Here is a 26,565-nt window from a genome sequence, read left to right as displayed (position 1 = left end):
CCAGGCGTCACAGCATGCAGCTGACGCAATTCTCCACCTGCGTTCCATCCAGCGCCATCTGCCGCAGGCGGATGTAGTACAGCGTCTTGATTCCCTTGCGCCAGGCGTAGATCTGCGCCCGGTTGACGTCGCGCGTGGTCGCGGTGTCCTTGAAGAACAGCGTCAAGCTCAACCCCTGGTCCACGTGCTGGGTGGCCGCGGCGTAGGTGTCGATGATCTTCTCGTAGCCGATCTCGTAGGCGTCCTGGTAGTACTCCAGGTTGTCGTTGGTCATGTACGGCGCCGGGTAGTAGACCCGGCCGATCTTGCCTTCCTTGCGGATCTCGACCCGCGCCACGATCGGGTGGATCGAGCTCGTCGAGTGGTTGATGTAGGAAATCGACCCGGTCGGAGGAACGGCCTGCAGGTTCTGGTTGTAGATCCCGTGGGCTTGCACCGACTCCTTGAGCCGGCGCCAATCGTTCTGGTCCGGAATCCGGATGCCCGCGTCGGCGAACAGCTCGCGCACCCGCGCGGTCTTGGGCTCCCACACCTGGTCGGTGTACTTGTCGAAGAACTCACCGGTGGCGTACTTGGACTGCTCGAAGCCCACGAACGCTTGACCCCGTTCCAGCGCAAGGCGATTCGATGCGCGCAGGGCGTGATACAGCACGGTGTAGAAGTAGATGTTGGTGAAGTCGATGCCTTCTTCGGAACCGTAGAAGATCCGCTCCCGAGCCAGATATCCGTGCAGGTTCATCTGCCCCAGGCCGATGGCGTGCGACTCGTTGTTGCCCTGCTCGATCGACGGCACCGACCAGATGTGGGTCTGATCCGACACCGCGGTCAGCGCCCGGATGGCGACCTCGATGGTCTGGCCGAAGTCGGGCGAGTCCATCGCCTTGGCGATGTTGAGCGAACCCAGGTTGCAGGAGATGTCCTTGCCCACCTTGGCGTACGACAAGTCATCGTTGAACACCGACGGGGTGGATACCTGCAGGATCTCCGAGCACAGGTTCGAGTGGGTGATCTTGCCGGCGATCGGGTTCGCCCGGTTCACCGTGTCCTCGAACATGATGTAGGGATAACCGGATTCGAACTGCAACTCGGCCAGGGTCTGGAAGAACTCGCGCGCCTTGATCTTCGTCTTGCGGATTGCCGAGTTGTCGACCATCTCGTAGTACTTCTCGCTGACAGAGATGTCGGCGAACGGCACCCCGTAGAACTTCTCGACGTCGTAGGGCGAGAACAGGTACATGTCCTCGTTCTTCTTCGCCAGCTCGAAGGTGATGTCGGGGATCACCACGCCCAGGCTCAGCGTCTTGATCCGGATCTTCTCGTCGGCGTTCTCTCGCTTGGTGTCAAGGAAGCGGTAGATGTCGGGGTGGTGGGCGTGCAGGTACACCGCACCGGCACCCTGACGGGCGCCGAGCTGGTTGGCATAGGAGAACGAGTCCTCCAGCAGCTTCATGATCGGGATGACCCCGGAAGACTGGTTCTCGATGTTCTTGATCGGGGCGCCGTGCTCGCGAATGTTGCTCAGCAGCAACGCGACTCCCCCGCCACGTTTGGACAGCTGCAGGGCGGAGTTGATCGACCGGCCGATGGACTCCATGTTGTCTTCGATGCGCAGCAAAAAGCAGCTGACCGCCTCGCCGCGCTGCTTCTTGCCGGAGTTCAGGAAGGTCGGGGTGGCCGGCTGGAAGCGGCCGTCGATGATCTCCTCGACGAGCTGCTCGGCCAGCTTGGTGTCACCGGCCGCCAGGGTCAGCGCCACCATGCATACCCGGTCCTCGAACCGCTCCAGGTAGCGCTTGCCGTCGAAGGTTTTCAGGGTGTAGGAGGTGTAGTACTTGAACGCCCCCAGAAACGTCGGGAACCGAAACTTCTTGGCGTAGGCCCGATCCAGCAGCGACTTGACGAAGTTGCGCGAGTACTGGTCGAGCACCTCGCGCTCGTAGTACTCCTTTTGGATCAGGTAGTCGAGCTTCTCGTCCTGATTGTGGAAGAACACCGTGTTCTGGTTGACGTGCTCCAAGAAATACTGACGGGCGGCCAGCACATCCATGTCGAACTGGATCTTGCCGTCGGCGTCGTACAGGTTGAGCATCGCGTTGAGCGCGTGGAAGTCCAGCTCGCCCACCGGAGCGCTGCGGGTGGTTGCGGTTACCTGCTCTGCAGTTGCAGCGGTTGGTGGCATGCCTCGTCCTTCCAGAAATCGGCCAAGCCCGCGCGGACGGCTTGCACGTCCTCGTCGGTTCCCATCAATTCAAATCGGTACAGGTACGGCACTCCGCACTTGCGGGACACCACATTGCCCGCGTAGCAGAACTCCGCACCGAAGTTGGTGTTGCCGGCCGCGATCACGCCGCGTAGCAATTGCCGGTTGTGTTCGTTGTTCAAAAAAGCGATGACCTGCTTCGGCACGTAGCCGCCCTCGTTCATATCGGGCTGCTGACGTCCGCCGCCGTAGGTCGGCAGGACCAAGACGTAGGGGTGGTCGACCTCGATGCGTCCGTGCAGCGGGATCCGGATGGCCGGCAGGCCCAGCTTCTGCACGAAGCGGTGGGTGTTCTCCGACACCGAGGAGAAATACACCAGGCTGCATTCTGAATCGGCAGACATGGCGACCTCCTTCAGCTCTCAGTCAGACTCCACCCGTACCCGACCGGCGACCGGTCTACGCGCTGAGCGCGGTCTGCGCCAGCGCCTTGATGCGGTCCGGCCGGAAACCCGACCAGTGCTCGTCGCCGGCGACCACGACCGGGGCCTGCAGGTAGCCCAGCGCCATCACGTAGTCACGGGCGTCGGGGTCCAGCGAGATGTCGACCTTCTCGTAGGAGATGCCCTGCTTGTCCAACGCCTTGTAGGTGGCGTTGCACTGCACGCACGCGGGCTTGGTGTAGACAGTGATGCTCATGGCGGCAGACTCCTCAGCGAATCGTCGACAACGAACGGATGACAGATCGGGCACTATGTTCAGCGGGCCGCCAGGACTTTCCGTTTTCCAGCTCCGCAGCCGTGGCAGAGCACCGATTAGGTGCCGGTTGCCGCGGTCCGGATAACTGGAAGATCCCGGGCCTGTCGGTCCCCCGAACACTACACCTAGTGGTCATCCCTTGGGGTTAATACTAGATGTTCTGAACGACATTGTTGAAATTCGCTGGTCGTAAGCTTGCGGCGCCGTCCGCGTCGGCGTGTCGCATCTCACAGTTGAACGACTCTCGCTTCATAACCGCAGGTCTACCACCCAGCACCGACAAGTGGTCGGTACCGGCGTCCGTCGACCGCCTGCCAGCAAAGTCGGCCGGGCCCCGAATCAGCGCATCCCGGCAGGTACCGATTCCGGCAGATCCGCCGCATCGGCGGGAGCCGGACGCCTGTTGTGCCGGTTCAGGCGGCCGCCCACGACGCCCAGCAGGACCGGTACCAGCGACACTGCGACGACGGCCAGCAGAACCAGGTCGAGGTGAGCGCGGACGAACCCGATGCCGCCGAGCAGGTACCCCAGCAAAGGAACGCCCGCACCCCAGGCCAAGGACCCGGCGATGCTGTAGCCGGTGAAGGTTCGGTGGCGCATTCCGGACGCCCCAGCCAGCACCGGCGTCAGGGTCCGCGCCACCGCCACGAAGCGCGCCAGAAAGACCGTGGCCTTGCCGTGGGTGGCGAAGTAGCGCTGGGCCCGATCCACCTGGTGGCGGCCGAGCCGTCGGGCGCCGCGCGTCTCCAGCACCGCCGGCCCGGCCTTGGCCCCCAGGAGGTAGCCGCACTGGTCGCCGGCGATCGCGGCGGCCGGCACGGTCAGCACCAGCAGCCAGATCGGAACCGCCGGGTGAACTTGAGCGGCCAGCACCCCGGCGGTGAAGAGCAGCGAGTCGCCGGGCAGGAAGAACCCCACCAGAAGACCGGTCTCGACGAACACCACCGCCAGCACGCCCAGCAGACCGAACGTGGCGATCAACGTATCTGGATTGGTAGTCATTCCGGTCATGGCGCCAGCTTGTCCGCCAGGCGCTGTGGGACCGCTGAGAACGCCACGGGCCCGGTGGTCGAGCTCTGCTGTACTGGTGTGGTGCGGATATTGCTGGTCGAAGACGAGGCTCGGCTGGCGGAGACCGTGCGTCGCGGGCTGGTCGCCGAGGGCTTCGTCGTCGACGTCGAACACGACGGCACCGACGGCCTGGCCGCCGCCACCACCGGCGACTACGACGTGGTGGTGCTGGACATCATGTTGCCCGGCCTCAGTGGCTACCAGGTGGTCCGCGAGCTGCGGGCGCAGCAGGTGTGGACGCCGGTGCTCATGCTCTCGGCCAAAGACGGCGAGTACGACATGGCGGATGCCTTCGACATCGGCGCCGACGACTATCTGACCAAACCGTTCTCGTTCGTCGTCCTGGTGGCACGGCTGCGCGCCCTGCTGCGCCGAGGCGCCCCGGCACGTCCGACGGTGCTCACTGCGGGCACCCTGTCGCTCGATCCGGCTCGCCGTCGGGTGACCCGCGGTGACACGGTGCTCACCCTGACGCCCCGGGAATTCGGGCTACTGCAGTTCTTGATGCGGCACCAGGGCGATGTGGTCACCAAGTCCGAGATCTTGCGCTCAGTGTGGGATTCGAACTACACCGGCGACGAGAACGTCGTCGAGGTCTACATCGGCTATCTGCGCCGCAAGATCGACGCGCCGTTCGGACTCGCCACCATCGAGACGGTCCGCGGCGCCGGCTACCGCCTGCGTTCGGACACCGACTCTTGATCCGGGCCGCCCTGTTGGGGCAGTGACACGGTGAACACCGCCCCACCGGCGCCGGCATCATCCACGGCAACAGTTCCCCGGTGGGCACGCACCACCTCCGCTACGATCGCCAGGCCGAGTCCGGTTCCACCCGACGTCCGGGCACGGGCGGCGTCGAGCCGGACGAACCGCTCGAAGATCCGCTTCCGCTCACCCACCGGGATCCCGGGACCGTCGTCGGCGATCGTGATGACGACGCCGCCCGGGACCGGACGGCAGCTCAGCGTCACCGTGCTGCGGGCATACCGGGCCGCGTTGTCGACCAGGTTGCGAATCACCCGGGTCAGGGCGGCACGGTCACCCGTTACCCGGCAGGCCCGGATATCGGTGACGACGCTGACCGACCCGCTGGCGCCCAGTCGGTTCGCCTCGGCCTCCAGGAGATCGTCGATGTCGACGTCCTCCCACCGCAGTCCCAGTGCCCCTTCGTCGGAGCGGGCCAGCAGCAACAGGTCTTGGAGAAGTTGCCCCATCCGCCGCGATTCCGGCAGCAGCGATTCGTCGATCAGGTCCCGGTCCATCAGCTCGGGCCGGGCACTGGCCAGCTCCAGCGCGGTGGTGATGGTGGCCAGGGGGCTGCGCAGTTCGTGCGACACATCGCTGACCAGACGCAGTTGGGCGGCCCTCCCATGCTCCAGCCGAGACAGCATGGCGTTCATCGTCGTCGCCAGTTCGGCGATCTCGTCATGGGTTCGGGGAACCGGCACCCGCTCGGTCAGATCAGCGCTGGAGATCGACGCCACCCGGGTGCGGATCGCTTCCACCGGCCGCAGCGCGGCGCCCACCAGGCGGAAAGTTCCCGCTGCGACCAACACGATCAGAATCGGCGCACCGACCGCCAGCAACACACCCACCTCGGCCACGATCTCCTCGACCGGTTCGCGGTCCACCCCCACCAGCACGGTGACCGGGTCTCCGTCGGCGGTGGCGCCGCGGGCCGATACCCAATACTCGTCGCCGGTGGCGGATTCGACGCGGCCCACATAGCGCGCTTGACCGTCATCGAGGGCTACCGCGGCCAGCGGCGATCGGGGTGCGCCGTTGGAGGCGGCCCGGATCACGCCCGACGCCCCGACAACCTGCACGACGGCGATCTGCGCATCGGTGGCCAGCAGCGCCGACTCCAGATCGTCGAGATCGTCAGACCGCAGCGCCGCGGCGATATGTTCGGCACGAAGGCCCGCCGCGGTCTCGGCGGTCGATTCCAGCGACCGATACAGCACCAGCAGGAGCAGCCCGCCCGCAATCGCGAGGCAGATCGTCATCACCGCCGCCGCGGCCAGCGCCGATCGGGTCCGCACACCGCTGTACAGCGAGCGAAGCCGCTCGATGACGGCCCGCATCCGGTCCGTGCTGCCGCTCACGCCGCCTCCCGGTTCGTCGCATACCGACACAGCATGCCCGCCATCGTGACCCGCCGCCGCTGTGACACCACTGAGGCCGCGGGTTTGCTGACGACGCCCAGCACGTCGGAGGCACCCGATAACCTGCCGGGCATGCTGTCGACGCTGGCCGTACGGGGTTACCGCTCGCTGCGCGACCTGGTGCTGCCGCTGCACCGGCTCACCGTCGTCACCGGGGCTAACGGGACCGGGAAGTCCTCGCTGTATCGGGCGCTGCGGCTGCTGGCCGACTGCGGGCGCGGCGAGGTGATCGGCTCACTGGCCCGCGAGGGCGGCCTGGAGTCGGTGCTGTGGGCCGGGCCGGAGCAGCTCGGCGAAGCGCGCCGCAGCGGAGCCGCCCAGGGCAGCGTGCGCACCCGACCCGTCTCACTGGAGCTGGGTTTCGCCTCCGACGATTTCGGCTACCTGGTCGATCTGGGCCTACCACAGGACCCGGCGCAGGCTTCGGCGTTCGCCCACGATCCGGAGATCAAACGGGAGATCGTGTTCGCCGGACCGGTGCCGCGCCGCGGCGCCACGTTGGTGAGCCGCACCCGGGCATTCGCGCAGGCCAGCACGGACTCCGGGGTCGAGGAACTGTCGCGGGCACTGCCGACCTATCGCAGCGTGCTCGCCGAGTTCGCCCACCCCGCAGCGCATCCGGAACTGGCCGCGGTACGGGACCGGCTGCGGGACTGGCGCTTCTACGACGGCTTTCGGGTGGATGCCGGCGCACCGGTGCGACGGCCGCAGGTCGGTACGCGCACACCGGTACTCGCCGGCTACGGCGTCGATCTGGCCGCGGCGGTACAGACCATCATCGAGTCCGGCGACGACGACCTGGCCCGTGCGGTTGCGGCCGCATTCGACGGGGCGACGCTGTCAGTCAGCTCGCACGACGGCATGTTCGACCTTCAGTTGCGCCAGCGGGGCATGCTGCGGCCGTTGCGCGCCGCCGAACTGTCCGACGGCACCCTGCGCTTCCTGCTGTGGGCAGCCGCCCTGCTGAGCCCGCAGCCACCGTCGCTGATGGTGCTCAATGAGCCGGAGACGTCACTGCATCCTGACCTGGTGGCGCCGCTGGCCGAACTCATCCGGGCCGCCGCCACCCGAACCCAGGTCGTGGTGGTCACCCACGCGCGCACCATGCCCGAACTGCTCGCCGCCGTGCCCGTCGCCGAAGCCGACGGCCACGACACCGCGGAGGTCGAGGTCTACAAGGACTTCGGCGAGACGCGGGTCGCCGGGTTGGGCCTGCTCAACACCCCGGCCTGGGACTGGGGCAGCCGCTGACGCGTCTGAGCGCCGACGCGGCGACTCAGGAGCTGCGCAACGAATCGCGCGACGGCCGCAGCGCACGGCTGAACAGCACGTTGGCCTGGCGCATCGCCACGCTGTAGGGCAGCCAGGCCAGCCGCTTGAACGCGTACAGCGCCCGGATGTCACCGGAGGTGTAGACCAGGTAGCGGTTGCGCGCCACCCCGGCCAGGATCTTGTCCGCCGCCTTCTCCGGCGACACGGCATGGCCGGCAAAACGGCCCACCCATTTCTCCACCTGCGGGTCCTCGCGGTCCACGCCGGCGATCTCGACGGTGTGGACCAGCCCGGTCTTGACCGCGCCGGGAACCACTACCGACACCCCGATCTTGTGCCGGGCCAGGTCGAACCGCAACACCTCCGACACTCCGCGCAGGCCGTACTTGCTGGCGGAATAGGCCGCGTGCCAAGGCAAGGCGACAATTCCGGCCGCCGAGGAGACATTGACCAGATGCCCGCCGCGGCCGGCGGCCATCATCGGCGGGATGAAGGTCTCGATGACGTGGATCGGACCCATCAGGTTGATGTCGACCAGCTTGCGCCACTGTGCGTGGGTGAGCCGGTCGACGGTCCCCCAGGCCGAGATCCCGGCAATGTTCATCACGACGTCCATGGGCTGGTGCCGCTCATGAATGTCGGCGGCGAAGGCGGCGACGTCGTCGTAGTCGGCGACGTCGACCACCCGGTGCTCGGGTACCAGCGCGCCCAGAGCGCGTGCGTCGGCGACGGTTTCAGCCAGGCCGTCGGCGTTGCGGTCGGTCAGGTACAGCTCGGCACCATGCTCAGCCAGCCGCAACGCGGTGGCCCGACCGATCCCGCTCGCCGCTCCGGTGATGAAGCACCGCTTGCCCCGGTAGTACTGCGCTACGCGTGTCATGGGTGCAGACGATACCGGCGGTACCGCCCAGGGATCACCGCTAGCCCTTACCGCCGCCCCACAGCGCATTGCGCCACAACGCCTCGAGCACCTGCACACCGCGACCCACATCACCGCCGGGCCCGACGAAGGCACTGTCGCCGGAAAGCATGTAGACGGTGGTGGCGCCCAGGGTCCGCACCAGCGCGGGGATGTCGTCGCTGATCGGGTTCGCGGTCCCCGCGGCGATCTCGTCATTGACCACGCCGACGATCTGGTTGATCACCGCGTCGATCTGAGCGTCGAGCAGCTCGCGGATCTCGGCGTCGCTGTTGCGGGCCAAGTTGCACGCCGACATCACCGGATCGTTGTGGGCGTAGACCGCGGCGGCACTGCCCACCATGCGCTGGGCGAAAGCCTCGGTCGATTCGTCGGCGCCCCGCGGTGCGAAGTAGTGGGTCAGTTCTTCGAGCTCGTGGGTGGCCTCCGCCAGGATGTGGGCGAGCACGGCGTATTTGGAGTCGAAGTAGAAATAGAACCCCGAGCGCGCCACCCCGGCCCGGTCGCTGATGGTGCTGACCGACAGTTCCGCGAAGGGTTTCTCCTCCAGCAGCTCACGCACCGCCTGAACAATCGCCTGACGCTGCTTGTCGCCCCGCCGCAGCGGCAGGTCGTCGGCAGAGCGCCCGCCCGCGTCATCCTCGATATTCACCTTTGCACCTTGCACCACGCCGCGCCGGATTCAAACTTGACAGGCGTCAAACTTACTCCAAGGATTAGGGCGAAGTGACGGTTACCACAACCTGTCCGGGCCGTTAGAGGAGCGTCTGTGACCACCATCAGCACCCCGCGTTACCTGCTGGACCAGGCAAAACGCCGGTTCGTCCCGACCGTGAACACCATCCCGGGCATGGGATTGCTGGAAAAACGGCTGATGACGGTCGACTGGCCGCAGCGGACGCTGGCCACCCCGCCGGCGGGCAGCGACTTGAAGCCCATCGTCGGTGACTCGGGGCTGCCGCTGCTGGGTCACATCGTCGAGATGTTCCGCCAGGGACCCGACTTCCCCCTGCACCTGTACAACACCCGCGGCCCGATCACCTTCGCCGACTCGCCCATCCTGCCGTCGATCGTCGCGCTGGGGCCCGACGCCACCCAGACGATCTTCACCAACAAGAACAAGGACTACTCGCAGAAGGGCTGGCTCCCGGTGATCGGGCCGTTCTTCAACCGCGGCCTGATGATGCTCGACTTCGACGAGCACATGGCGCACCGGCGAATCATGCAGTCCGCCTTCACCCGGCCCCGGCTGGCCAGCTATGTCGAGGACATCGACCGGGTGGCTTCGGCGATTGTGGCCGACTGGCCCACCGACGACGGCCGTTTCCTGGTGTACCCGGCGATGAAGGAACTGACCCTCGACGTCGCCTCGGTGGTGTTCATGGGCCACGAGCCGGGCAGCGACCACCAGCTGGTCACCAAGGTCAACCACGCCTTCGAACAGACCACCCGGGCCGGCGGCGCAATCATCCGCACCTCGGTGCCGCCGTTCAAGTGGTGGCAGGGCCTGCAGGGCCGCAAGCTGCTCGAGGACTACTTCGTCGAGCGGGTCAAAGAGCGCCGTAACGCCGAGGGCACCGACATGCTGACGGTGCTCTGTCACACCGCCGACGAGGACGGCAACAGCTTCTCCGACGCCGACATCGTCAACCACATGATCTTCTTGATGATGGCCGCCCACGACACCACCACCTCAACGGTGACCACGATGATCTACCACCTGGCCGCGCACCCGGAGTGGCAGGAGCGAGCCCGCGACGAGTCGACGCGGCTGGGCGACAGCCCGCTGGACATCGAGTCGCTGGAGAAGCTGGAGACACTCGACCTGGTCATGGACGAGTCCCTGCGGCTGGTGACGCCGCTGCCGTTCAACATGCGCCAGACGGTCCGCGACACCGATCTGCTGGGCCATTACGTGCCGGCCGGCACCAACGTGGTCACCTGGCCCGGAATGAACCACTGGCTGCCCGAGCTGTACACCAACCCGCGCCAGTTCGACCCGGAGCGGTTCCTCGAGCCGCGGGCCGAGCACAAGAAGCACCGGTACGCCTGGGCGCCGTTCGGCGGCGGGGCGCACAAGTGCATCGGGATGGTGTTCGGCCGTCTCGAGGTCAAGACTGTGCTGCACCGGTTGCTGCGCCAGTACCGGATTGAGCTGTCCCACCCCGGCTACCAGCCGCGCTGGGACTACGGCGGCATGCCGATCCCGATGGACGGGATGCCGATCGTGTTGCGCCGGCTCTAACCGCCCGCCGTCAGCAGACGGTTGACGCAGGTGACGACTGCGTCCACGGCCGAGGCCCCGGCGTCGGGCGCGAAGCCCACCGCCCAGGCCGTCGCGCGGCCGTTGGAACCGTGGATGAACGTCGCTGTCTCGGTGCCGCAGCCGAGCTGATGAAATCCCAGGATTTCCAACGTGATTCCACGTTCGTACAACATCTCGGTCAGCGCGGCCAGCGGACCGTGCGCCGCCGCGGTGCACGTTCCGGTCCGCTCCCCAATCGCGATCGTCGCCTGGTACGTGCGGCCCTGTAGACCCAGCCGTGCCGCGGGTCGGTCGGCGTCCAGGCAGCGCCACCGGCCCAGCCGTAGCGGCCCGGAACAGCGGCCGTAGGTGGCCACGAAGCCCTCCCACGTGAGCTGGGCGGCCGGGTCGCGCAGTTCACGCGGGAGTCGGGTGTCGAATTGGTCTGCGAAGGATGTGCTGGCCATGGTCGGAGTCTTTTCTGCTCGAAGAGAGCGACCGACGGGTAGTAGCTTCCGACCCACAGCGGGGGTCGGTCTGGATCAGACCCCGCTGCGGGTGCCGGCTACTACGACTAGATACCGCATGATGTCACCCAGGCTAGTAGCGCCTCCGCTGGACGCGCAACGCCATTTATGGACTGGCGTCGAGATTGAGATCAATTCAAGATGCGGCGGGCCACGTTGGTGGTCACCAGGTCCAGCAGCTCGTCGCCGCGGCCGGCCAGAATGGTCCGGATCGCATAGAGCGAGAAACCTTTGGCCTGCTCAGCGGTGATCGCCGGCGGGATCGACAGTTCCTGGCGGGCAGTGACGACGTCGACGACGGCCGGGCCGTCGTAGGCGAACGCCTCGGTCAGGGCCGTCTCCAGGTCGGCGGGCCGCTCCACCCGGCGCCCGAACATGCCCAGCGCGGTGGCGACGGCGCCGAAGTCCGGATTGTCCAACTCGGTACCGAAGTTGACGATGCCGGCGGCCTTCATCTCCAGTTCGACGAAGTTCAGCGACGAGTTGTTGAACACGATCACCTTGACCGGCAAGTGATTCTGCGTCAGCGTGAGCAGCTCTCCGAACAGCATCGCCAGCCCGCCGTCGCCGGCGAAAGCGACGACTTGTCGCTCCCGATCGACGGTCTGGGCGCCGATCGCGTGCGGCAGCGCGCACGCCATGGTGCCGTGGTTGAACGACCCGATCAACCGTCGCCGCCCGTTCATGTTTACGTAGCGCGCCGCCCACACCACCGGGGAGCCGACGTCGACGGTGAACACCGCGTCATCGGCGGCCAACCGATTAGCCACCGCGGCAACGTATTCGGGACGTATCGGGGTGCGGTCGCGATCATTGGACGCCAGCGCGTCCAGTCGCTTACGGGTCTTGCGGTAGTGCTTCAGCGACTTTTCCAAGTGGGTGTGGTCGCTTTTGCTCGCCAATAATGGCTGCAACGCGGCGAGGGTGTCGACGACGGTGCCGAGCAGCCCGAGATCGATCGGCGTGCGCCGGCCCAGGTTTCGGCCGCGTATGTCGACTTGGATGATCTGCGCACGCTCGGGATAGAACTGCTGGTAGGGAAAGTCGGTGCCGAGCATCAGCAGCACGTCGGCTTCTCTGATCGCCTTGTAACCGGAGGCGAATCCGAGCAACCCGGTCATGCCGACGTCGTGGGGATTGTTGTACTCGATGTACTCCTTGCCGCGCAGCGCGTGCACGATCGGTGCCGCCAAAGTGCGCGCCAGCTCCATCACCTGGTCATGGGCGCCGGCCACGCCCGCACCGGCCAGAATGGTGACATTGGCGGCGGAATTGAGCATGGCCGCGGCCGCTCGCAGCCCCTGCTCGTCGGGACGACACACCGATCCGCCTGCGCGCACGGGGCGCGCTCCCCAGGCGGTTTCGTCGAGGCGGTGGCCGAAGATCTCCCCCGGCACCACCACGACGGCGACGCCGTTCTCCTCCACCGCCGCTCGCATGGCCAGCTCCAGGATCCGAGGCGCCTGCTCGGGGGTGCTGACCAGCTCGCAGTAGACGCTGCACTCGCGAAACAGGTTCTGCGGGTGGGTTTCTTGGAAGTAGTCGGAGCCCACCTCGGCCAGCGGGATGTGGGCGGCGATCGCCAGCACCGGCACCCGGCTGCGCTGCGCGTCGAACAGGCCGTTGATCAGGTGCAGGTTGCCGGGCCCGCAACTACCGGCGCACACCGCCAAGCTGCCGCGCAGCGCTGCCTCCGCGGCGGCCGCGAACGCGGCGGTCTCCTCGTGGCGCACCTGTTCCCAGCTGACCTCGCCGTCCCGGCGGATCGCGTCGGTGAGCCCGTTGAGGCTGTCGCCGGGAATCCCGAAGACGCGCTGCACCCCGCTGCGTTTGAGGACGGCAATGACATGGTCTGCGACGGTTGCCATTTCGCGTCCTCCTCAGCACGGAGCGAGCGTGCGCAGAATGCCGGTACGGGCGGCGTGTTGCCGTGCAAACACGCCCGCTCGCGCAGGAAGAACGCTACTTGATCAGCGGGTCGCGGGGCATCCCCAGAATTCGCTCGGCGATCTGGTTGCGCGTCACCTCCGAGGTGCCGCCGGCGATCGCGATACCGCGGGCCCCCATCACCATCCGCGCAGCCATCGCGCCCGGCCCGTCATCGAGGGCAACATCCGGGCCCAGCAACGCCGCACCAATCGCTGCGCCGTCGCCCATGTGCTCGGCGAGCTTGAGCTTGGTGACATTGCCTTCGGGGCCGGGCGCGCCACCGGCGATGCTGCGCGCCGCGCGCCGCAGGTTCAGCAGGCGCAACGCGTGCTCGTCGGCGACGAACCGCCCGATCCGCACCTCGGCATCGGCCACCGACTGCCGGTGCTGCTGGGCCAGTGCGATCAGCCTCTGGTCGACCCCGGCAGTGTAGGAGCTACCGCCACCGATGCTGACCCGCTCATTGCCCAGGGTGGCCCGGGCCACCTTCCAGCCGCCGTTGACCTCGCCGACCACGTCCTCGTCGGGAACGAAGACGTCGTTGAAGAACACCTCGTTGAACTCCGAACCACCGGTGATCTGCCGCAACGGCCGCACCTCGACGCCCGGCGCCTTCATGTCGACGATCACCATGGTGATGCCGGCGTGCTTGGCGACGTCGAAGTCGGTACGCACCGTGGCCAGGCCGCGCCGGCACAGATGCGCACCCGAGGTCCACACCTTCTGACCGGTGATCTTCCAGCCGCCCTCGACCCGGGTTGCCTTGGTCTTGACCGCCGCCGCATCCGAGCCGGCGCCCGGCTCGGAGAACAGCTGACACCAGATCTCCTCCTGGCGCAGCGCCTTCTCCACGAACCGCTCGATCTGCGACTCGGTGCCCTGCTGGATCAGCGTCAGGATCACCCAGCCGGTGATCGAGTAGTCGGGCCGCTGAACGCCCGCGGCGGTGAACTCCTGCTCGATCACCACCTGCTCGACCGCGTCGGCGGCCCGGCCCCACGGCTTGGGCCAGTGCGGCATCACGTAGCCGGTCGCGATCAGCCGGTCCAGCTGGTCGTCGGTGCCCAACGCCGCGATCTCGAGCGCGTCGGCCTGGATCCGGGTGCGCAACTCCTCGGCCTCGGGCGGCAGGTCCAGGCTGTTGGCGCGGGTGATGCCGGCCGCGGCACTCTCGAAGACGGCCTGGGCCGGTGCGTCGCCGCCGAACAGGGCCTGTACCGCGAGGGCGCGGCGCAGCTGCAGGTGGGCGTCGTGCTCCCAGGTGTAGCCGATACCGCCGTGCACCTGGATGTTCAGCTCGGCGTTGCGCTCGTAGGCGGGGAACGCCAGGGTGGCGGCGACCGCAGCAGCCAGCCGGAAGGCGAACTCGTCCTCGCCATCAGCCCGCGCGGCATCCCACACCGCGGCGGTGGCAGATTCCGCGCCGACCAGCATGTTGGCGCAATGGTGCTTGATGGCCTGGAAGGTGGCGATGGTCCGGCCGAACTGTTCGCGCACCTTCGCGTACTCCACCGCCGCGTCGGTGCAGTCGGCCGCGCCGCCAACGGCTTCGGCGGCCAGCAAGACCCGGGCACGTGCCAGCGCCGACTCGCGCGCGCCGGCCAGGACGTCGTCGGGGCTCACGCCGACACCGGTCAGCGTGACCCGCCCGGACCGCCGGGTCGGATCGACATTGCCGGGCACGTCCACGTTGATCCCAGCCCGGTCCCGCTCGAGGACCAGCACGTCCTCACCCGCGGCCACCAGCAGCACGTCGGCCAGGCCCGCGCCCAGCACCACCCCGGCGTCCCCGGAGGCCACGCCGCCGTCCAGCACGACGTCGCCGGCCAGCCCGATGCCGGCGGTGACGGAACCGTCGATCAGCCCGGGCAGCAGGCGGGCCTGCTGTTCGGACGTGCCGGCGGCGGCGATCACCGCCGAGGCGATGACGGTCGGAACGAATGGTCCGGGCGCCACCGCCCGGCCCAGCTCCTCGATCACCACCACCAGCTCAGGCAGCCCGAAGCCCGAGCCGCCGTACTGCTCGCCGATATGCAGGCCCAGCCAGCCCAGCGCGGCCAGCTCGCCCCAGAACGGTGGCCGAGTCTCCTCGGCGGCGTCCAGCAGCGCACGGGCCGCCGAGCGGGCCTTCTGCGCGGTCAAGAATCCGCGGGCCACCTCGGCCAGTTCGCGGTGGTCGTCGGTAATTCCAATGCCCATGGGCTGTCTCCTGGCTTTCGTTTACTTGGGGGCGAAGCGTTGCCCGGCGTCGAGGCGCAGGCACTGACCGTTGAGCATCGGGTTGTCGACGACGGCGGCAACCAGCTTGGCGAACTCCTCGGGCCGGCCGAGGCGCTTGGGGAACGCCGCGTCCTTGGTCAGGGCACTGGCGAACTCCTCCGGGATGCCCTTGGTCAGGCCGGTGGCGAACAGGCTCGGCGCGATCGCGAGCGCTCGGATGCCCACCGAACCGAGGTCACGAGCCATGGTCAGGGCCATGCCCGCGACGCCCGCCTTGGCGGCGGTGTAGGCGACCTGGCCGATCTGGCCCTCGAAGGCCGCGATCGAGGCGGTGTTGATGATGACGCCGCGCTCCTCGTCCTCGGGCTCGTTGGTGCTCATGTGCGCGGCGGCCAACCGGTTGATGTTGAACGTGGCGATCAGGTTCAGGTCGATCACCGCGCGGAACGACTCCAGGTCGTGCGGGCCGGACTTGGACAGGGTGCGTTTGGCGATCCCGCCGCCGGCCGTGGTGACGATGACGTGCAGCCCGCCCAGGCCCTCGACGGCCGCGGCCAGCGTCTTCTCGGTGGCGTCGAAGTCGGTGATGTCCACCGGATAGAAGGCGCCCCCGAAACCGTCTGCGACCTGCTTGCCCTCCGAGCCCTCCCGGTCGAGCACCGCGACGTCCGCCCCGCCGGCAGCCAGCAGCTCCGCGGTGGCGCGACCCATTCCGGAGGCGCCGCCCACGACGATGACCTTCTTACCGTTGATGTCCATGCACACCCCTTCGCGGCCGTTACAGAAAATCTAGTAGTTGAGAATCTAGGACAAGTTATCGTTCCGCTCGGAAACCGCTGCCCCTCGGGCATCAGACAGGCGCCAAGGAGGTACCCGTGGCCGCACCGACGGCGCCGGAGACAGTCGAGCGACACGACGGGCCGGTGACGTATGTGCACACCGACCCCGAGCTGCCCGCAGTGGCAGTCATCGACCACTCCCCCATCTCAGCACGGCACAAAATGGTGTTCGGCGCACTCGCGGTCGCGGGGGCGGTGGCGTGGGCATCGATCGCGTTCGCGCGCGGCGAATCGGTGAACGCGGTGTGGTTTGTCGTCGCCGCGGTGTGCACGTACGTGATCGGATTCCGTTTCTACGCAAGGCTTATCGAACGCAAGATCGTGCGCCCGCGCGACGACCACGCCACGCCTGCGGAGATCTTCGAGGACGGGACCGACTATCTGCCGACCGACCGGCGGGTGCTCTTCGGCCACCATTTCGCGGCAATCGCCGGCGCGGGACCGCTGGTCGGCCCGGTGTTGGCCACTCAGATGGGTTATCTGCCGGGCACCATCTGGATCGTGATCGGCGCGGTGGTGGCCGGCTGTGTGCAGGACTACCTGGTGCTGTGGTGCTCGGTGCGCCGACGGGGCCGCTCCTTGGGGCAGATGGCCCGCGAGGAACTCGGCGTCATCGGTGGTGCGGCCGCGATCGTCGGGGTGCTGGTCATCATGGTGATCCTGATCGCGGTGCTGGCGCTGATCGTGGTGCGGGCCTTGGCGGTCAGTCCGTGGGGCGTGTTCTCCATCGCGATGACGATTCCGATCGCCCTGTTCATGGGGTTCTATCTGCGATTCCTGCGGCCCGGCCGGGTGTCGGAGGTGTCCCTGATCGGGGTCGTCGCGCTACTGGGCGCCGTCGCCTCTGGTAAGTGGGTCGCCGAAACCTCTTGGGGTGCGGCGTGGTTCACGTTGTCCCCGGTGACGTTGTCGTGGTGCATCATCGGTTACGGCTTCGCCGCCTCGGTGCTGCCGGTGTGGTTGCTGCTGGCGCCTCGTGACTATCTGTCGACGTTCATGAAGGTCGGCACCATCGTCCTGCTGGCCGTCGGCATCCTGATCGCTCGGCCGCTGATGGCCGCTCCGGCCGTCTCGGAGTTCGCCCGCACCGGCGAAGGGCCGGTGTTCGCCGGGTCACTGTTCCCGTTCCTGTTCATCACGATCGCGTGCGGCGCGCTGTCCGGGTTCCATTCGCTGATCGCTTCGGGCACCACCCCGAAACTGCTCGAAAAAGAGAGCCAGATGCGGCTGATCGGCTATGGCGGCATGCTCACCGAGTCCTTCGTGGCGATCATGGCGCTGATCACCGCCTCGATTCTGGACCAGCACCTGTTCTTCACCCTCAATGCGCCGGTCGCCTCCACCGGCGGCACCGCCTCGAGCGCCGCCGCCTACGTCAACGGGCTCGGACTGGGCGGGTCACCGGTGACCGCCGACCAGATCACCGAGGCCGCCACCGCTGTCGGAGAACAGTCGATCGTGTCGCGCACCGGCGGGGCCCCGACCCTGGCGTTGGGAATGGCCGAGGTGCTGGGGCGGGTGTTCGGCGGGCCGGGTCTCAAGGCTTTCTGGTACCACTTCGCGATCATGTTCGAGGCGCTGTTCATCCTGACCACCGTCGACGCCGGCACCCGGGTGGCCCGATTCATGCTCGCCGACGCACTGAGCAACCTGGGCGGGCCGCTGCGCCGGCTGGCCAACCCGAGTTGGCGGATCGGTGCGTGGGTGTGCAGTCTGGCCGTGGTCGCCGGCTGGGGTTCGATCCTGTTGATGGGCGTCACCGATCCGCTCGGCGGGATCAACACCCTCTTCCCACTGTTCGGTATCGCCAACCAGTTGCTGGCCGCGATCGCGCTGACCGTGGTGACGGTGATCGTGATCAAGAAGGGCCAGGCGGGCTCCGGCTTGAAATGGGCACTGATCCCGGGCATTCCGCTGCTGTGGGATCTGACGGTCACCATGACGGCGTCGTGGCAGAAGATCTTCTCCGGCGATCCGCGGGTGGGCTACTGGACGCAGCACTTCGCCTACCGGGCCGCCGAGCGGGCCGGCAAGACATCGTTCGGATCGGCGGCCAACGCGCAGCAGTTGCACGACGTCGTCCGCAACACGTTCATTCAGGGCACCTTGTCGATAGTTTTCGCCTCCTTGGTGGCGGTGGTGGTCATCGCCGGAATTCTGGTGTCGGCAAGGGCGATCCGCGGCACGGCGTCTACCGCCGAGCCGCCGCCGGTGCCATCGCGACGATTCGCACCGGCCGGGCTGATCCCGACCGCGGCCGAGCGAAAGGTGCAGGCGCAATGGGACGCCCGCTGCGTGGATTAGTCCGGGCCGCTCGCCACGTCGGCTGGTACTGGGCATCGCTGTTGGGCGACAACCACTACCACCGCTATCTGGAGTATCGCCGCCGCGCCCATCCCGGCGAACCGGTGCTCTCCGAGCGGGACTACTGGCGGCGCCGTCACGACGCCAATCCCGGGGCGCGTTGCTGCTGACACCGCTCCGGCCGGGCCGTGTCCAAACCTTAATGAAGCCTTGACCGTCTCGTGGGCATGTGCGCGAGGCCTATCGACGCGAATCTCCCTACCATCAACGGCGGTAACCCAGGTTAGAAGATCGGGAAGGTATGCCGAGGATGTGGACATCGGTGCGCTCTGCAATGGTGGTCATCGGGGTCGCGGTCGCGACGCTCGTGACGCCGCCCGGAACGAGTTCGGCTGCGGCCAGCCAGCCGCCCGGCGCCGGGATCGCATCGATCCAGCCGGCATCGGGTGCTGTCGTTGGCGTGGCGCACCCGGTCGTGGTGACCTTCTCCGCTCCGGTGATCGACCGCCGGGCCGCCGAGCGCAGCATCGCGGTGCGGAGCACCCCGCCGATGACCGGAACCTTTGACTGGGTCGACGACAGCGAAGTGCAGTGGATTCCCGACCACTACTGGCCGGCGCACAGCACCGTGGCCCTGTCGGTGGGCAAGCTGTCCGTCGACTTCAGCACGGGCGCAAAGGTGGTGGGCGTCGCCAGCATCTCGGCGCACACCTTTACCGTGACCGTTGACGGCGAGGAGGCCGGCCCGCTGCCCACGCCGCACCACCGCCCGCACTGGGGCGAAGACGGCGTCCTGCCCGCGACCATGGGCAAGACCGAATACGAGACACCCACGGGCAACTACACCGTGCTGGGCAAGGACCGCAAGGTCGTGATGGACTCCAGCAGCGTTGGTATCCCGATCGACTCCGCCGAGGGCTACCGCTTCGAGGTGGAGCAGGCGGTCCGCATCACCCGGCGCGGGCTCTACGTCCACTCCGCACCTTGGGCGCTGCACTCACTGGGGCTGGAGAACGTCAGCCACGGCTGCATCGGCCTGAGTCCCACCGATGCGGAGTGGTACTTCGACCGGGTCAACATCGGCGACCCGGTGATCATCAAGGAGTGACGCTGCCGAATTCCACTGGCATGGCGTCGATCCCGTTGATCCAGGGCAGCACGGATCGCGACGGTCGATCCAGCTGGTGGATGTCGGGGATGATGTCCGCCAGCGCTCCGAAGATCAGGTTGATCTGCATCCGGGCGAGGTTCGCACCGATGCAGTAGTGCGCTCCCGGAGCCCCGAAACCCAAGTGCGGGTTGGGGCTTCGCAGGACGTTGAAGGTGAACGGGTCGTCGAACACCTCGTCGTCGTAGTTGGCCGAACCGTAGAACATGCCGACCCGCTGTCCCTTGCGGATCTGCACTCCCCCGAGTTCGACATCGCGCAATGCCGTGCGCTGGAAGGAGATGACCGGCGTCGCCCAGCGGACCACTTCGTCGGCCATGGTAGCGGGGCGGTCGGCGACGAACAGCCGCCATTGGTCGGGGTGGTCGAAGAACGCCAGCATGCCCTGCGAAGTGGCGTTGCGGGTGGTCTCGTTGCCGGCCACCATCAGCATCATCACGTAGTAACCGAATTCCAGTGCGGTGAGCTCTTCGCCGTCGATGGTCGCGGTCACCAGGGCCGTCGCGATGTCGTCGCGCGGGTGCGCCTTGCGGTCTTCGGCCATCTGGTAGGCGTAACCCAACAGCTCAGCGGAGGCTTGCATCCCGTCGGCCGCGGCGTCCGGGTCGCCGTTGCCGCCGCCCACCAGCCGATTGCTCCAGTCGAAAACCTGTTGACGCTCGTCCGTCGGGACGCCGATCAGCTCGCAGATGGTCGCCAATGGCAGCTGGGAGGCCACCTCGGTGACGAAGTCGCCGGTGTTGTGCTCGGCGGCGGCCGTGACGATCTCTCGGGCTTGGCGGTCGAGCGAATCCCGCATTCCGGCAACCACTCGGGGCGTGAATCCCCGGGAGACGATCCGGCGCAGCTTGGCGTGCTTGGGTCCGTCGAGAAACAGCATGATGTTGTCGCGGCTGGCGTCGTGGAGCTCTTGATTGTCGGTCGTGTTCGTCCGGATCAGCGAGGTGTTCTCGTGCGAGGAGAACACCTCGTCGTGCAGCGACACCGCCCGTACGTCGGCGTGTTTCGTGACGACCCAGTAGCCCTCGTCGGGGTAGCCGGACGCGCCGAAGGGTTGGGCGTTCCACCAGATCGGTTCGGTCTTACGCAGCAGGGCGAACTCCTCGTGCGGGATCCGCTCGGCGATGAGCGCGGGGTCGGTGAAGTCGAACCCCTCCGGCAACAGGTGCTGTGTCTCGGTCATCGTGCTCCCTCTCGCTCTACCAGCGGTTGCCACGCCAAACCTGCACCGGCGCTGTCGATGTAGCCGCCCGAGGGGGCGGCGAAATGCGATCCGAGCAGCAGTGCCCGCTCGTCGGCGATACGGCGCAGCAAGGCCAGCCGACTGGCCCGAGCGGCGCTCGCGTCGGCGTCGGGCAGGGCACTGATCTCGGGCCGGCCGATCTGGCCGGGATGGTGCACGACGTCGCCGCTGATGTAGGCGACGTCGCCGGCGGACTCGATGCGCACCGACACATGACCGGGGGTGTGACCGGCGGTGGGGACGAGCCTGATCGTCTCGGTCAGCTGATGATCCGGGGCCACCAACCGGAGCTTGCCGTGCTGCGCCAGGGGTGCGACGCATTCGGGCGCCACCCGGTCCTCACCGGTGAACTCACACCAGTGCGCGTGCTCGGCCGCGGTCACCAGATAGTCGGCGTTGGGAAATGTCGGCACCCACTGCCCGGCCTGCTCGACGGTATTGCGACCGGCGTGATCGCGGTGCAGGTGCGTGCACACCACGGCCGTGATGTCGCCGGGCGACAATCCCGTGGCCGCCAACGACTCCTCGAAGCGGTCCGGCATGTTCCGGGTCCGCAGGAAGCTCTCGGCGAAGCAGGTGTCGACGAGCACGCGCGACGGCCCGGACTCGATCAGATAGGACTGGATCGCCATCAGGATGTTGCCCGAGGCGTCGCAATACTCCGGCAGCGAATCGTCCGCGAAGCACTCAAGTGCTCCGGCGAACAGCCGGGAGGGTGGGATCGGGATGACCGCCTGGGCAACCGCATGGATGTCAACGTCGCCGACAGTCCAGTGCTGCACGCCATGGTCCCCTTCTCGCAGGGCGATCGTATGCCACGAATCATTTGGAAGTGACTGATTCGAGGAACCGGAGGAACGAAGGCGGGTCTGGCACACTCGACCCGTGGCAGCACCCACCATCCGCTTTCGCCGGCTGGCCGAACAGGTCGCCGACGAGCTCCGTCGACGCATCGTCGCCGGCGAACTCACCGACGACCATGTGCTCCCCAAAGAGGACGAACTGCTGGTCGAGTTCGCCATCAGCAAGCCGTCGTTGCGCGAAGCCATGCGGATCCTCGAGGCCGAGGGCCTGCTCACCGTGCGCCGCGGCAAACGGGGCGGCGCCGTGATCCATCGGCCCACTCCAGCAAACGTCGCCTACACCATGGGCCTGGTCCTGGGTTCGCAACAGGTCAGCCTCGCCGACGTCGGGACCGCGCTTCTGCAGGTCGAACCGGCCTGCGCGGCGCTGTGCGCGGGGCGCCCGGACCGAAAGAGCACGGTGGTGCCGATTCTGCGCCGCTTGCATGAGGAATCGGTGGCTGCGGTCGACGACTTGCAAAAGGTCACCTCCGCCAGCCGCCGCTATCACGAAGCGCTCGTCACGCACTGCGGCAACACCACCATGCTCGTCATGGCGGGCGCACTCGAAGCCCTCTGGTCGGCTCACGAGCAAAGCTGGTCCAGTCAGGTCACCGACCATTCGACGGTGCCAGTTCCGGAGCGGCGCGCCGTCCTGGAGGACCACCGCCAGGTGATCGACGCTATCGATGTCGGCGACGCCCAACGGGCCCGCGACCTCGCCGCAGCCCACCTGCTGCACGCCCAGCACTACCCCGGCCGCTCGGGAATCGTCGACCCCGCCATGGTTCGTCCCCGCGGAGTCCCCAGCGCCGGAGACAACGAGCACTGACCGGCGCGGCGGCGGCGTTGACGGCCGCGCTTATTTCCATATGATTTGTTCATGACGGAGTCCGTCGACGTCCAGTACGCCCGTCCCGGCGGCTCAGCGGTCTGGTCGCCGTCGGTGGTCCCGCCGATCGGCGTCGAGCTCAGCAACACCCAGGCACTGGCCGTCGCGTTTCGCCATCTCGCCGACATCGGCTTCGCCGAGAACATGGCCGGCCACATCACCTGGCATCCCGACGGTCAGACCGAGATGCTGGTCAATCCGTGGGGACTGTGGTGGGCCGAACTCACCGCCTCCGACATCTGCACCGTCGACGAGGACGCCCGCGTGGTCGCGGGCCGCTGGGATGTCACCCCCGCCATTCATATCCACACCGAACTGCACCGCGCCCGCCCCGACGCTCGCGTGGTGATCCACAACCACCCCTACTACGTGAGCCTGTTGGCGTCGCTGCAGACGCTGCCCGAGCTGGTGCACCAGACGGGCTCGCTGTTCCTCGACGACCTGTGCTTCGTCGACAGCTACGACGGCGAGGTGGACACCGCTGCGCGGGCCCAGGATCTGGCCGGCCGCATCGGCGGCGCAAACCTGGCGATTCTGGCCTCACACGGGGTGATCGCCACCGGGCGCACCCTGGCCGAGGCGGTCTATCGGTGCGCGACCATCGAGCGGGTGTGCAAGCTGGCCTACCACGTGATGCTGACCGGCCGGCGACCCACACCGATGAAGCGATCCGACATGGCTGGGATGCAGGCGTCGTTGATCGAACGCGCCGCCGACGTGTACTGGGCAGGCGCGGCCCGCATGACCATCAAGGCCGACCGCCGGGTGCTGGACTAGCTCATGAAATCGATCGACGAACTCAGCTCCGACCTGAGCTTCACCACCGCCAAGGCCGGCGCCGAGCGCACCGTGACCTTCCTGCCCGAACCACCACGCGCGCAACGGCGCTACACGGTGATCTCGGTAGACGATCACATCGTCGAACCCCCGGACACCTTTCAGGGCCGGGTGCCGCGCAAACTCGCCGACCGGGCGCCGAGGGTGATCGAGACCGACACCGGCGGCCAGACCTGGATGTATGACGGCCAGTCGCTGCCCAACGTCGGATTCAACGCGGTGGTGGGACGTCCGGTCTCGGAGTACGGCTTCGAGCCGGCCCGATTCGATGAGATGCGCCGTGGCGCTTGGGATATTCATGCACGGATCAAGGACATGGACCTCAACGGCGTCTACGCGTCGCTGAACTTTCCCTCCTTCCTGCCCGGGTTCGCCGGTCAGCGCCTGCAACTGACGACCGGCGACCACGAGCTGGCGATGGCCTCGGTACGGGCGTGGAACGACTGGCACCACGAGGTGTGGGCCGGTTCCTACCCCGACCGCATCATCGGCTGTCAGCTGCCCTGGTTGCTGGATCCCCAAGTCGGGGCGGCCATGATCTACGAGAACGCCGAAAGAGGCTTTCGCGCCATCACTTTCAGCGAGAACCCGGCCATGCTGGGACTGCCGACCATTCACTCCGGGCATTGGGACCCGATGATCGCCGCCTGCGCCGAAACAGGCACCGTGGTCAATCTGCACATCGGGTCGTCGGGCACCTCGCCGTCGACAACCGACGACGCTCCGCCCGACGTCGCCGGCGTCCTGTTCTTCGCCTACGCCATCTCCGCCGCGGTCGACTGGTTGTACTCGGGGTTGCCCAGCCGCTTCCCCGAGTTGAAGATCTGCCTGTCCGAGGGCGGGATCGGCTGGGTCGCAGGGCTGCTGGACCGCCTCGACCACATGCTGAGCTATCACGAGATGTACGGAACCTGGAAGGCACTCGGTGAGACGCTCTCCCCGGCCGAGGTGCTGCAACGCAACTTCTGGTTCTGCGCGGTCGAGGATCAGTCGTCGTTCTGCCAGCACGAGCGCATCGGCACCGACCACATCATGCTGGAAGCCGACTACCCGCACTGCGACTCGACGTGGCCGAACACTCAGCGGGTGATCCATGAGGAGATCGGGGGCCTTCCCCCCGAGGTGATCCGGAAGTTCACCTGGGAGAACGCATCTCGCCTCTACCAGCATCCGGTGCCCGAAGCGGTCCAGCACGACCCGGATGCGTTCTAAAGGTGGCCGCCTCGCTGACACCGCTGCGTATCGCGGTGCTCGACGATTACCAGGGCATTGCCGGCACGGTGGACTGGTCGCCTATCCCGCGGCCCGTCGATCTGCTGGCGATTCGCGAGCACCTCGATCCCGGCGAGGACCTCATCGCCCGGTTGGCCGACCGCGAGGTGGTGGTGGCGATGCGCGAACGCACGCCGATCAACGCCGATCTGCTGGCCCGGCTGCCGTCGTTGAAATTGCTGGTCACCACGGGGCCGTTCAACGCCGCGATCGACGTGACCGCCGCCCACCGGCTCGGGATCACCGTGTGTGGCACCGGCGGCGCCATCACGCCGACGGTCGAACTCACCTGGGCGTTGATCCACGCCCTGCAACGTCATCTGATCGTCGAGGACGCGGCAGTTCGCGCCGGCCGATGGCAACAGACGGTCGGCGCTGATCTAGCCGGCGCGACGCTCGGGCTGGTGGGGCTGGGCCGAATCGGCCGGCGGGTAGCCGCGGTGGGCCACGCCTACGGCATGCGAGTGACGGCGTGGAGCCCGCACCTGACCCCGGAGCGGGCCGCCGAGGCCCAGGCGCAGCTGCTGGACCGACGCGCTTTGTTCGAGACCGCCGACGTCGTGTCGATTCACATGGTGCTCTCCGAGGCGACCCGGGGACTCGTCGGTCGAGACGAGCTGGCCGTGATGAAGTCCAGCGCGATCGTCGTCAACACCTCACGGGGCGGGTTGATCGATGAGGCCGCGCTGATCGACGCACTGCGCACCAACCGGATCCGTGGCGCCGGGCTCGACGTCTACGACCAGGAGCCACTGCCGGCCGGACACCCGCTGACCACGCTGGACAACACCGTGCTGACCCCGCACCTGGGCTACGTGACCGAGAACTGCATGAACGTGTTTTATCGCGATATCGTCGACGACATCGTCGCTTACTGCGCCGGCACTCCGCGGCGGCTGGTGAAAGCTCAATGACACGGTCACGCTGTTTCTGATAACAGCTTTTCGTAACAGTACAATCGCATCGGAATAACAGTTCTACAAATAAATTCTGGCCCACTGATTTCAGAGTCAGGCCGCAACAGAAAAAGGTCCGCGAACACAATATTCGCGGACCCTCTTCTGTCACGTGTTACTTAGTGCCGCCGGCCAGACCGATAGGGGCGCTGATGGCGTCTGTCATCAATCCCGCGATAGGACTGGCCGCAGCGGCGCCGGCCGGTCCCGGCGCCACCAGCGGCACGGGCGGCGGCAATCCGGGCACCACCGGAATGGGGGCAATCGGAATCAGGGGCACCGGCCCCGGCAGCCCCATCGGCACAGGTCCAGCAAGAGTGGTCAGGTCAGCCGCAGCCGGCCCACAGGGCACCCCGGCGGCGGCCGCCAACGTTGCGTCGGCCGGCGCCGCAATGGGCGCCGCACCGTCAGCGGAGGAGAGAGCGACCACACCGCCTGCACACACCGGCCCCCCGAGGGGCAGGGCCGCGACAGGAACAGCACCCACCTGGCCGCTGAAAATCAACCCGCCTGCATAAAAGCCGATCCCGGCGAATATCGCTTTTCCGAGTCTCCCGAGGCTCTTCACGTAAACTCCGATGATTAGTATCCAGCCCCCCCGGACACGCAATCTTACGACTGCAAAGGAACCGTATCACAGGCTTGTAAGTTACCGGGCCGGCCAATTGACTCGTTACCGTAACGATGCGGATCGGCGGTCGTGACCCTGTGTTCACCAAACGGTCTGGTCGCAATTCTGCGCGATCAGCGCAGCGTGAACGGAATACCCATCGAAATGAGTGGAGCTAAGGGGACTCGAACCCCTAGCGAAAACGCTGGATATGCCGGTTTACCTGCGGAAACACAACGGTGTGATTCGACCGGTGGACCTGTCGCGACTTCAAGCGACCTGCGGAAACCGGACG

The 26,565-nt window shown here is 67.1% G+C and carries 24 protein-coding genes; 10 read left to right on the top strand and 14 right to left on the bottom strand.

Features of this window, described 5'->3' with window-relative positions; all coding sequences use genetic code 11:
• Positions 1-7 precede the first annotated feature (7 nt).
• The 4 genes from nrdE to ABW16_RS10010 form a co-directional block, all read right to left on the bottom strand.
• Positions 8-2,179 (bottom strand): class 1b ribonucleoside-diphosphate reductase subunit alpha, encoded by a 2,172-nt coding sequence (gene nrdE / locus ABW16_RS10025; RefSeq protein ID WP_047319009.1) that lies wholly within the window; start codon positions 2,177-2,179, stop codon positions 8-10.
• On the bottom strand, positions 2,146-2,604 hold the full coding sequence (gene nrdI / locus ABW16_RS10020) for a class Ib ribonucleoside-diphosphate reductase assembly flavoprotein NrdI (RefSeq protein WP_047319008.1): 459 nt from the start codon (positions 2,602-2,604) through the stop codon (positions 2,146-2,148). The genes nrdE and nrdI overlap by 34 nt, the downstream gene beginning before the upstream one ends.
• Before the next feature lie 55 nt (positions 2,605-2,659).
• Positions 2,660-2,899 (bottom strand): redoxin NrdH, encoded by a 240-nt coding sequence (locus ABW16_RS10015; RefSeq protein WP_047319007.1) that lies wholly within the window; start codon positions 2,897-2,899, stop codon positions 2,660-2,662.
• Between the two features lie 399 nt (positions 2,900-3,298).
• Positions 3,299-3,970 carry a DedA family protein gene (locus ABW16_RS10010; protein WP_047319006.1) on the bottom strand — a complete coding sequence of 224 codons (672 nt, stop codon included), beginning with the start codon at positions 3,968-3,970 and terminating at the stop codon, positions 3,299-3,301.
• 81 nt (positions 3,971-4,051) lie between these two features.
• On the opposite strand from ABW16_RS10010, the gene ABW16_RS10005 reads away from it, so the two are divergent.
• Entirely contained in the window at positions 4,052-4,732 is a 681-nt protein-coding gene (locus ABW16_RS10005) for a response regulator transcription factor (protein ID WP_047319083.1), read from the top strand.
• Here ABW16_RS10005 and ABW16_RS10000 read toward each other — a convergent pair.
• Positions 4,702-6,114: a sensor histidine kinase gene (locus ABW16_RS10000; RefSeq protein ID WP_047319082.1), complete on the bottom strand. Its 1,413-nt coding sequence runs from the start codon at positions 6,112-6,114 to the stop codon at positions 4,702-4,704. The genes ABW16_RS10005 and ABW16_RS10000 overlap by 31 nt on opposite strands.
• Before the next feature lie 153 nt (positions 6,115-6,267).
• Between ABW16_RS10000 and ABW16_RS09995 the strand changes: the two genes are divergently transcribed.
• The gene (locus tag ABW16_RS09995; RefSeq protein WP_047319081.1) at positions 6,268-7,446 is read left to right on the top strand and encodes an AAA family ATPase; all 1,179 of its coding nucleotides are present in this window, start codon (positions 6,268-6,270) and stop codon (positions 7,444-7,446) included.
• A 25-nt stretch (positions 7,447-7,471) separates the two neighbouring features.
• On the opposite strand, the gene ABW16_RS09990 is transcribed toward ABW16_RS09995, so the two are convergent.
• The gene (locus tag ABW16_RS09990; RefSeq protein WP_047319005.1) at positions 7,472-8,347 is read right to left on the bottom strand and encodes an SDR family oxidoreductase; all 876 of its coding nucleotides are present in this window, start codon (positions 8,345-8,347) and stop codon (positions 7,472-7,474) included.
• A 40-nt stretch (positions 8,348-8,387) separates the two neighbouring features.
• Positions 8,388-9,038, bottom strand: coding sequence for a TetR/AcrR family transcriptional regulator (locus tag ABW16_RS09985; protein WP_082134044.1), 651 nt, complete (start codon positions 9,036-9,038; stop codon positions 8,388-8,390).
• Positions 9,039-9,155: 117 nt separating this feature from the next.
• Between ABW16_RS09985 and ABW16_RS09980 the strand changes: the two genes are divergently transcribed.
• Entirely contained in the window at positions 9,156-10,631 is a 1,476-nt protein-coding gene (locus ABW16_RS09980; RefSeq protein ID WP_047319004.1) for a cytochrome P450, read from the top strand.
• Here the strand turns inward: ABW16_RS09980 and ABW16_RS09975 are convergent.
• The 4 genes from ABW16_RS09975 to ABW16_RS09960 form a co-directional block, all read right to left on the bottom strand.
• Positions 10,628-11,098 (bottom strand): 2-isopropylmalate synthase, encoded by a 471-nt coding sequence (locus ABW16_RS09975; RefSeq protein WP_047319003.1) that lies wholly within the window; start codon positions 11,096-11,098, stop codon positions 10,628-10,630. The two genes, ABW16_RS09980 and ABW16_RS09975, sit on opposite strands and share 4 nt — an antisense overlap.
• A 191-nt stretch (positions 11,099-11,289) precedes the next feature.
• Positions 11,290-13,026, bottom strand: a complete 1,737-nt coding sequence (gene poxB, locus ABW16_RS09970) for a ubiquinone-dependent pyruvate dehydrogenase (protein WP_047319002.1) — start codon at positions 13,024-13,026, stop codon at positions 11,290-11,292.
• A gap of 94 nt (positions 13,027-13,120) precedes the next feature.
• Complete coding sequence (locus tag ABW16_RS09965; protein ID WP_047319001.1) at positions 13,121-15,286, bottom strand: acyl-CoA dehydrogenase; 2,166 nt, start codon at positions 15,284-15,286, stop codon at positions 13,121-13,123.
• Positions 15,287-15,307: 21 nt separating this feature from the next.
• The gene (locus ABW16_RS09960; protein ID WP_047319000.1) at positions 15,308-16,066 is read right to left on the bottom strand and encodes an SDR family NAD(P)-dependent oxidoreductase; all 759 of its coding nucleotides are present in this window, start codon (positions 16,064-16,066) and stop codon (positions 15,308-15,310) included.
• A gap of 116 nt (positions 16,067-16,182) precedes the next feature.
• Between ABW16_RS09960 and ABW16_RS09955 the strand changes: the two genes are divergently transcribed.
• The 3 genes from ABW16_RS09955 to ABW16_RS09950 all read left to right on the top strand — a co-directional run bounded on the left by ABW16_RS09955 (position 16,183) and on the right by ABW16_RS09950 (position 19,558).
• Complete coding sequence (locus ABW16_RS09955) at positions 16,183-18,450, top strand: carbon starvation CstA family protein (protein WP_047318999.1); 2,268 nt, start codon at positions 16,183-16,185, stop codon at positions 18,448-18,450.
• Entirely contained in the window at positions 18,426-18,620 is a 195-nt protein-coding gene (locus ABW16_RS24305) for a YbdD/YjiX family protein (RefSeq protein WP_082134030.1), read from the top strand. The genes ABW16_RS09955 and ABW16_RS24305 overlap by 25 nt, the downstream gene beginning before the upstream one ends.
• Before the next feature lie 140 nt (positions 18,621-18,760).
• Positions 18,761-19,558, top strand: coding sequence for a L,D-transpeptidase (locus ABW16_RS09950; RefSeq protein ID WP_109519546.1), 798 nt, complete (start codon positions 18,761-18,763; stop codon positions 19,556-19,558).
• Here the strand turns inward: ABW16_RS09950 and ABW16_RS09945 are convergent.
• Together ABW16_RS09945 and ABW16_RS09940 are read right to left on the bottom strand one after the other, a co-directional pair.
• Positions 19,548-20,801 carry a cytochrome P450 gene (locus ABW16_RS09945; RefSeq protein ID WP_047318997.1) on the bottom strand — a complete coding sequence of 418 codons (1,254 nt, stop codon included), beginning with the start codon at positions 20,799-20,801 and terminating at the stop codon, positions 19,548-19,550. The genes ABW16_RS09950 and ABW16_RS09945 overlap by 11 nt on opposite strands.
• Complete coding sequence (locus ABW16_RS09940) at positions 20,798-21,643, bottom strand: MBL fold metallo-hydrolase (protein ID WP_047318996.1); 846 nt, start codon at positions 21,641-21,643, stop codon at positions 20,798-20,800. Before ABW16_RS09940 ends, ABW16_RS09945 begins: the two co-directional genes overlap by 4 nt.
• Positions 21,644-21,746: 103 nt before the next feature.
• Between ABW16_RS09940 and ABW16_RS09935 the strand changes: the two genes are divergently transcribed.
• Genes ABW16_RS09935 through ABW16_RS09920 form a run of 4 tightly spaced genes read left to right on the top strand, consistent with a single transcriptional unit; the run spans position 21,747 to position 25,618 of the window.
• Positions 21,747-22,535: a FadR/GntR family transcriptional regulator gene (locus ABW16_RS09935; protein WP_047318995.1), complete on the top strand. Its 789-nt coding sequence runs from the start codon at positions 21,747-21,749 to the stop codon at positions 22,533-22,535.
• 51 nt (positions 22,536-22,586) lie between these two features.
• Positions 22,587-23,372 (top strand): class II aldolase/adducin family protein, encoded by a 786-nt coding sequence (locus ABW16_RS09930; protein WP_047318994.1) that lies wholly within the window; start codon positions 22,587-22,589, stop codon positions 23,370-23,372.
• 3 nt (positions 23,373-23,375) lie between these two features.
• Positions 23,376-24,644, top strand: a complete 1,269-nt coding sequence (locus ABW16_RS09925) for an amidohydrolase family protein (protein WP_047318993.1) — start codon at positions 23,376-23,378, stop codon at positions 24,642-24,644.
• 2 nt (positions 24,645-24,646) lie between these two features.
• Positions 24,647-25,618: a D-2-hydroxyacid dehydrogenase family protein gene (locus tag ABW16_RS09920; RefSeq protein WP_200900637.1), complete on the top strand. Its 972-nt coding sequence runs from the start codon at positions 24,647-24,649 to the stop codon at positions 25,616-25,618.
• A 157-nt stretch (positions 25,619-25,775) separates the two neighbouring features.
• Here the strand turns inward: ABW16_RS09920 and ABW16_RS25990 are convergent, their stop codons facing one another.
• Entirely contained in the window at positions 25,776-26,090 is a 315-nt protein-coding gene (locus tag ABW16_RS25990; protein ID WP_131721485.1) for a hypothetical protein, read from the bottom strand.
• Positions 26,091-26,565 lie beyond the last annotated feature (475 nt).

Source organism: Mycolicibacter heraklionensis (genome assembly GCF_001021505.1).
GTDB classification, from domain to species: Bacteria; Actinomycetota; Actinomycetes; order Mycobacteriales; family Mycobacteriaceae; genus Mycobacterium; species Mycobacterium heraklionense.
The sequence above is the reverse complement of the archived record's forward strand: the minus strand, read 5'-3'. Positions and strand labels throughout refer to the sequence as shown.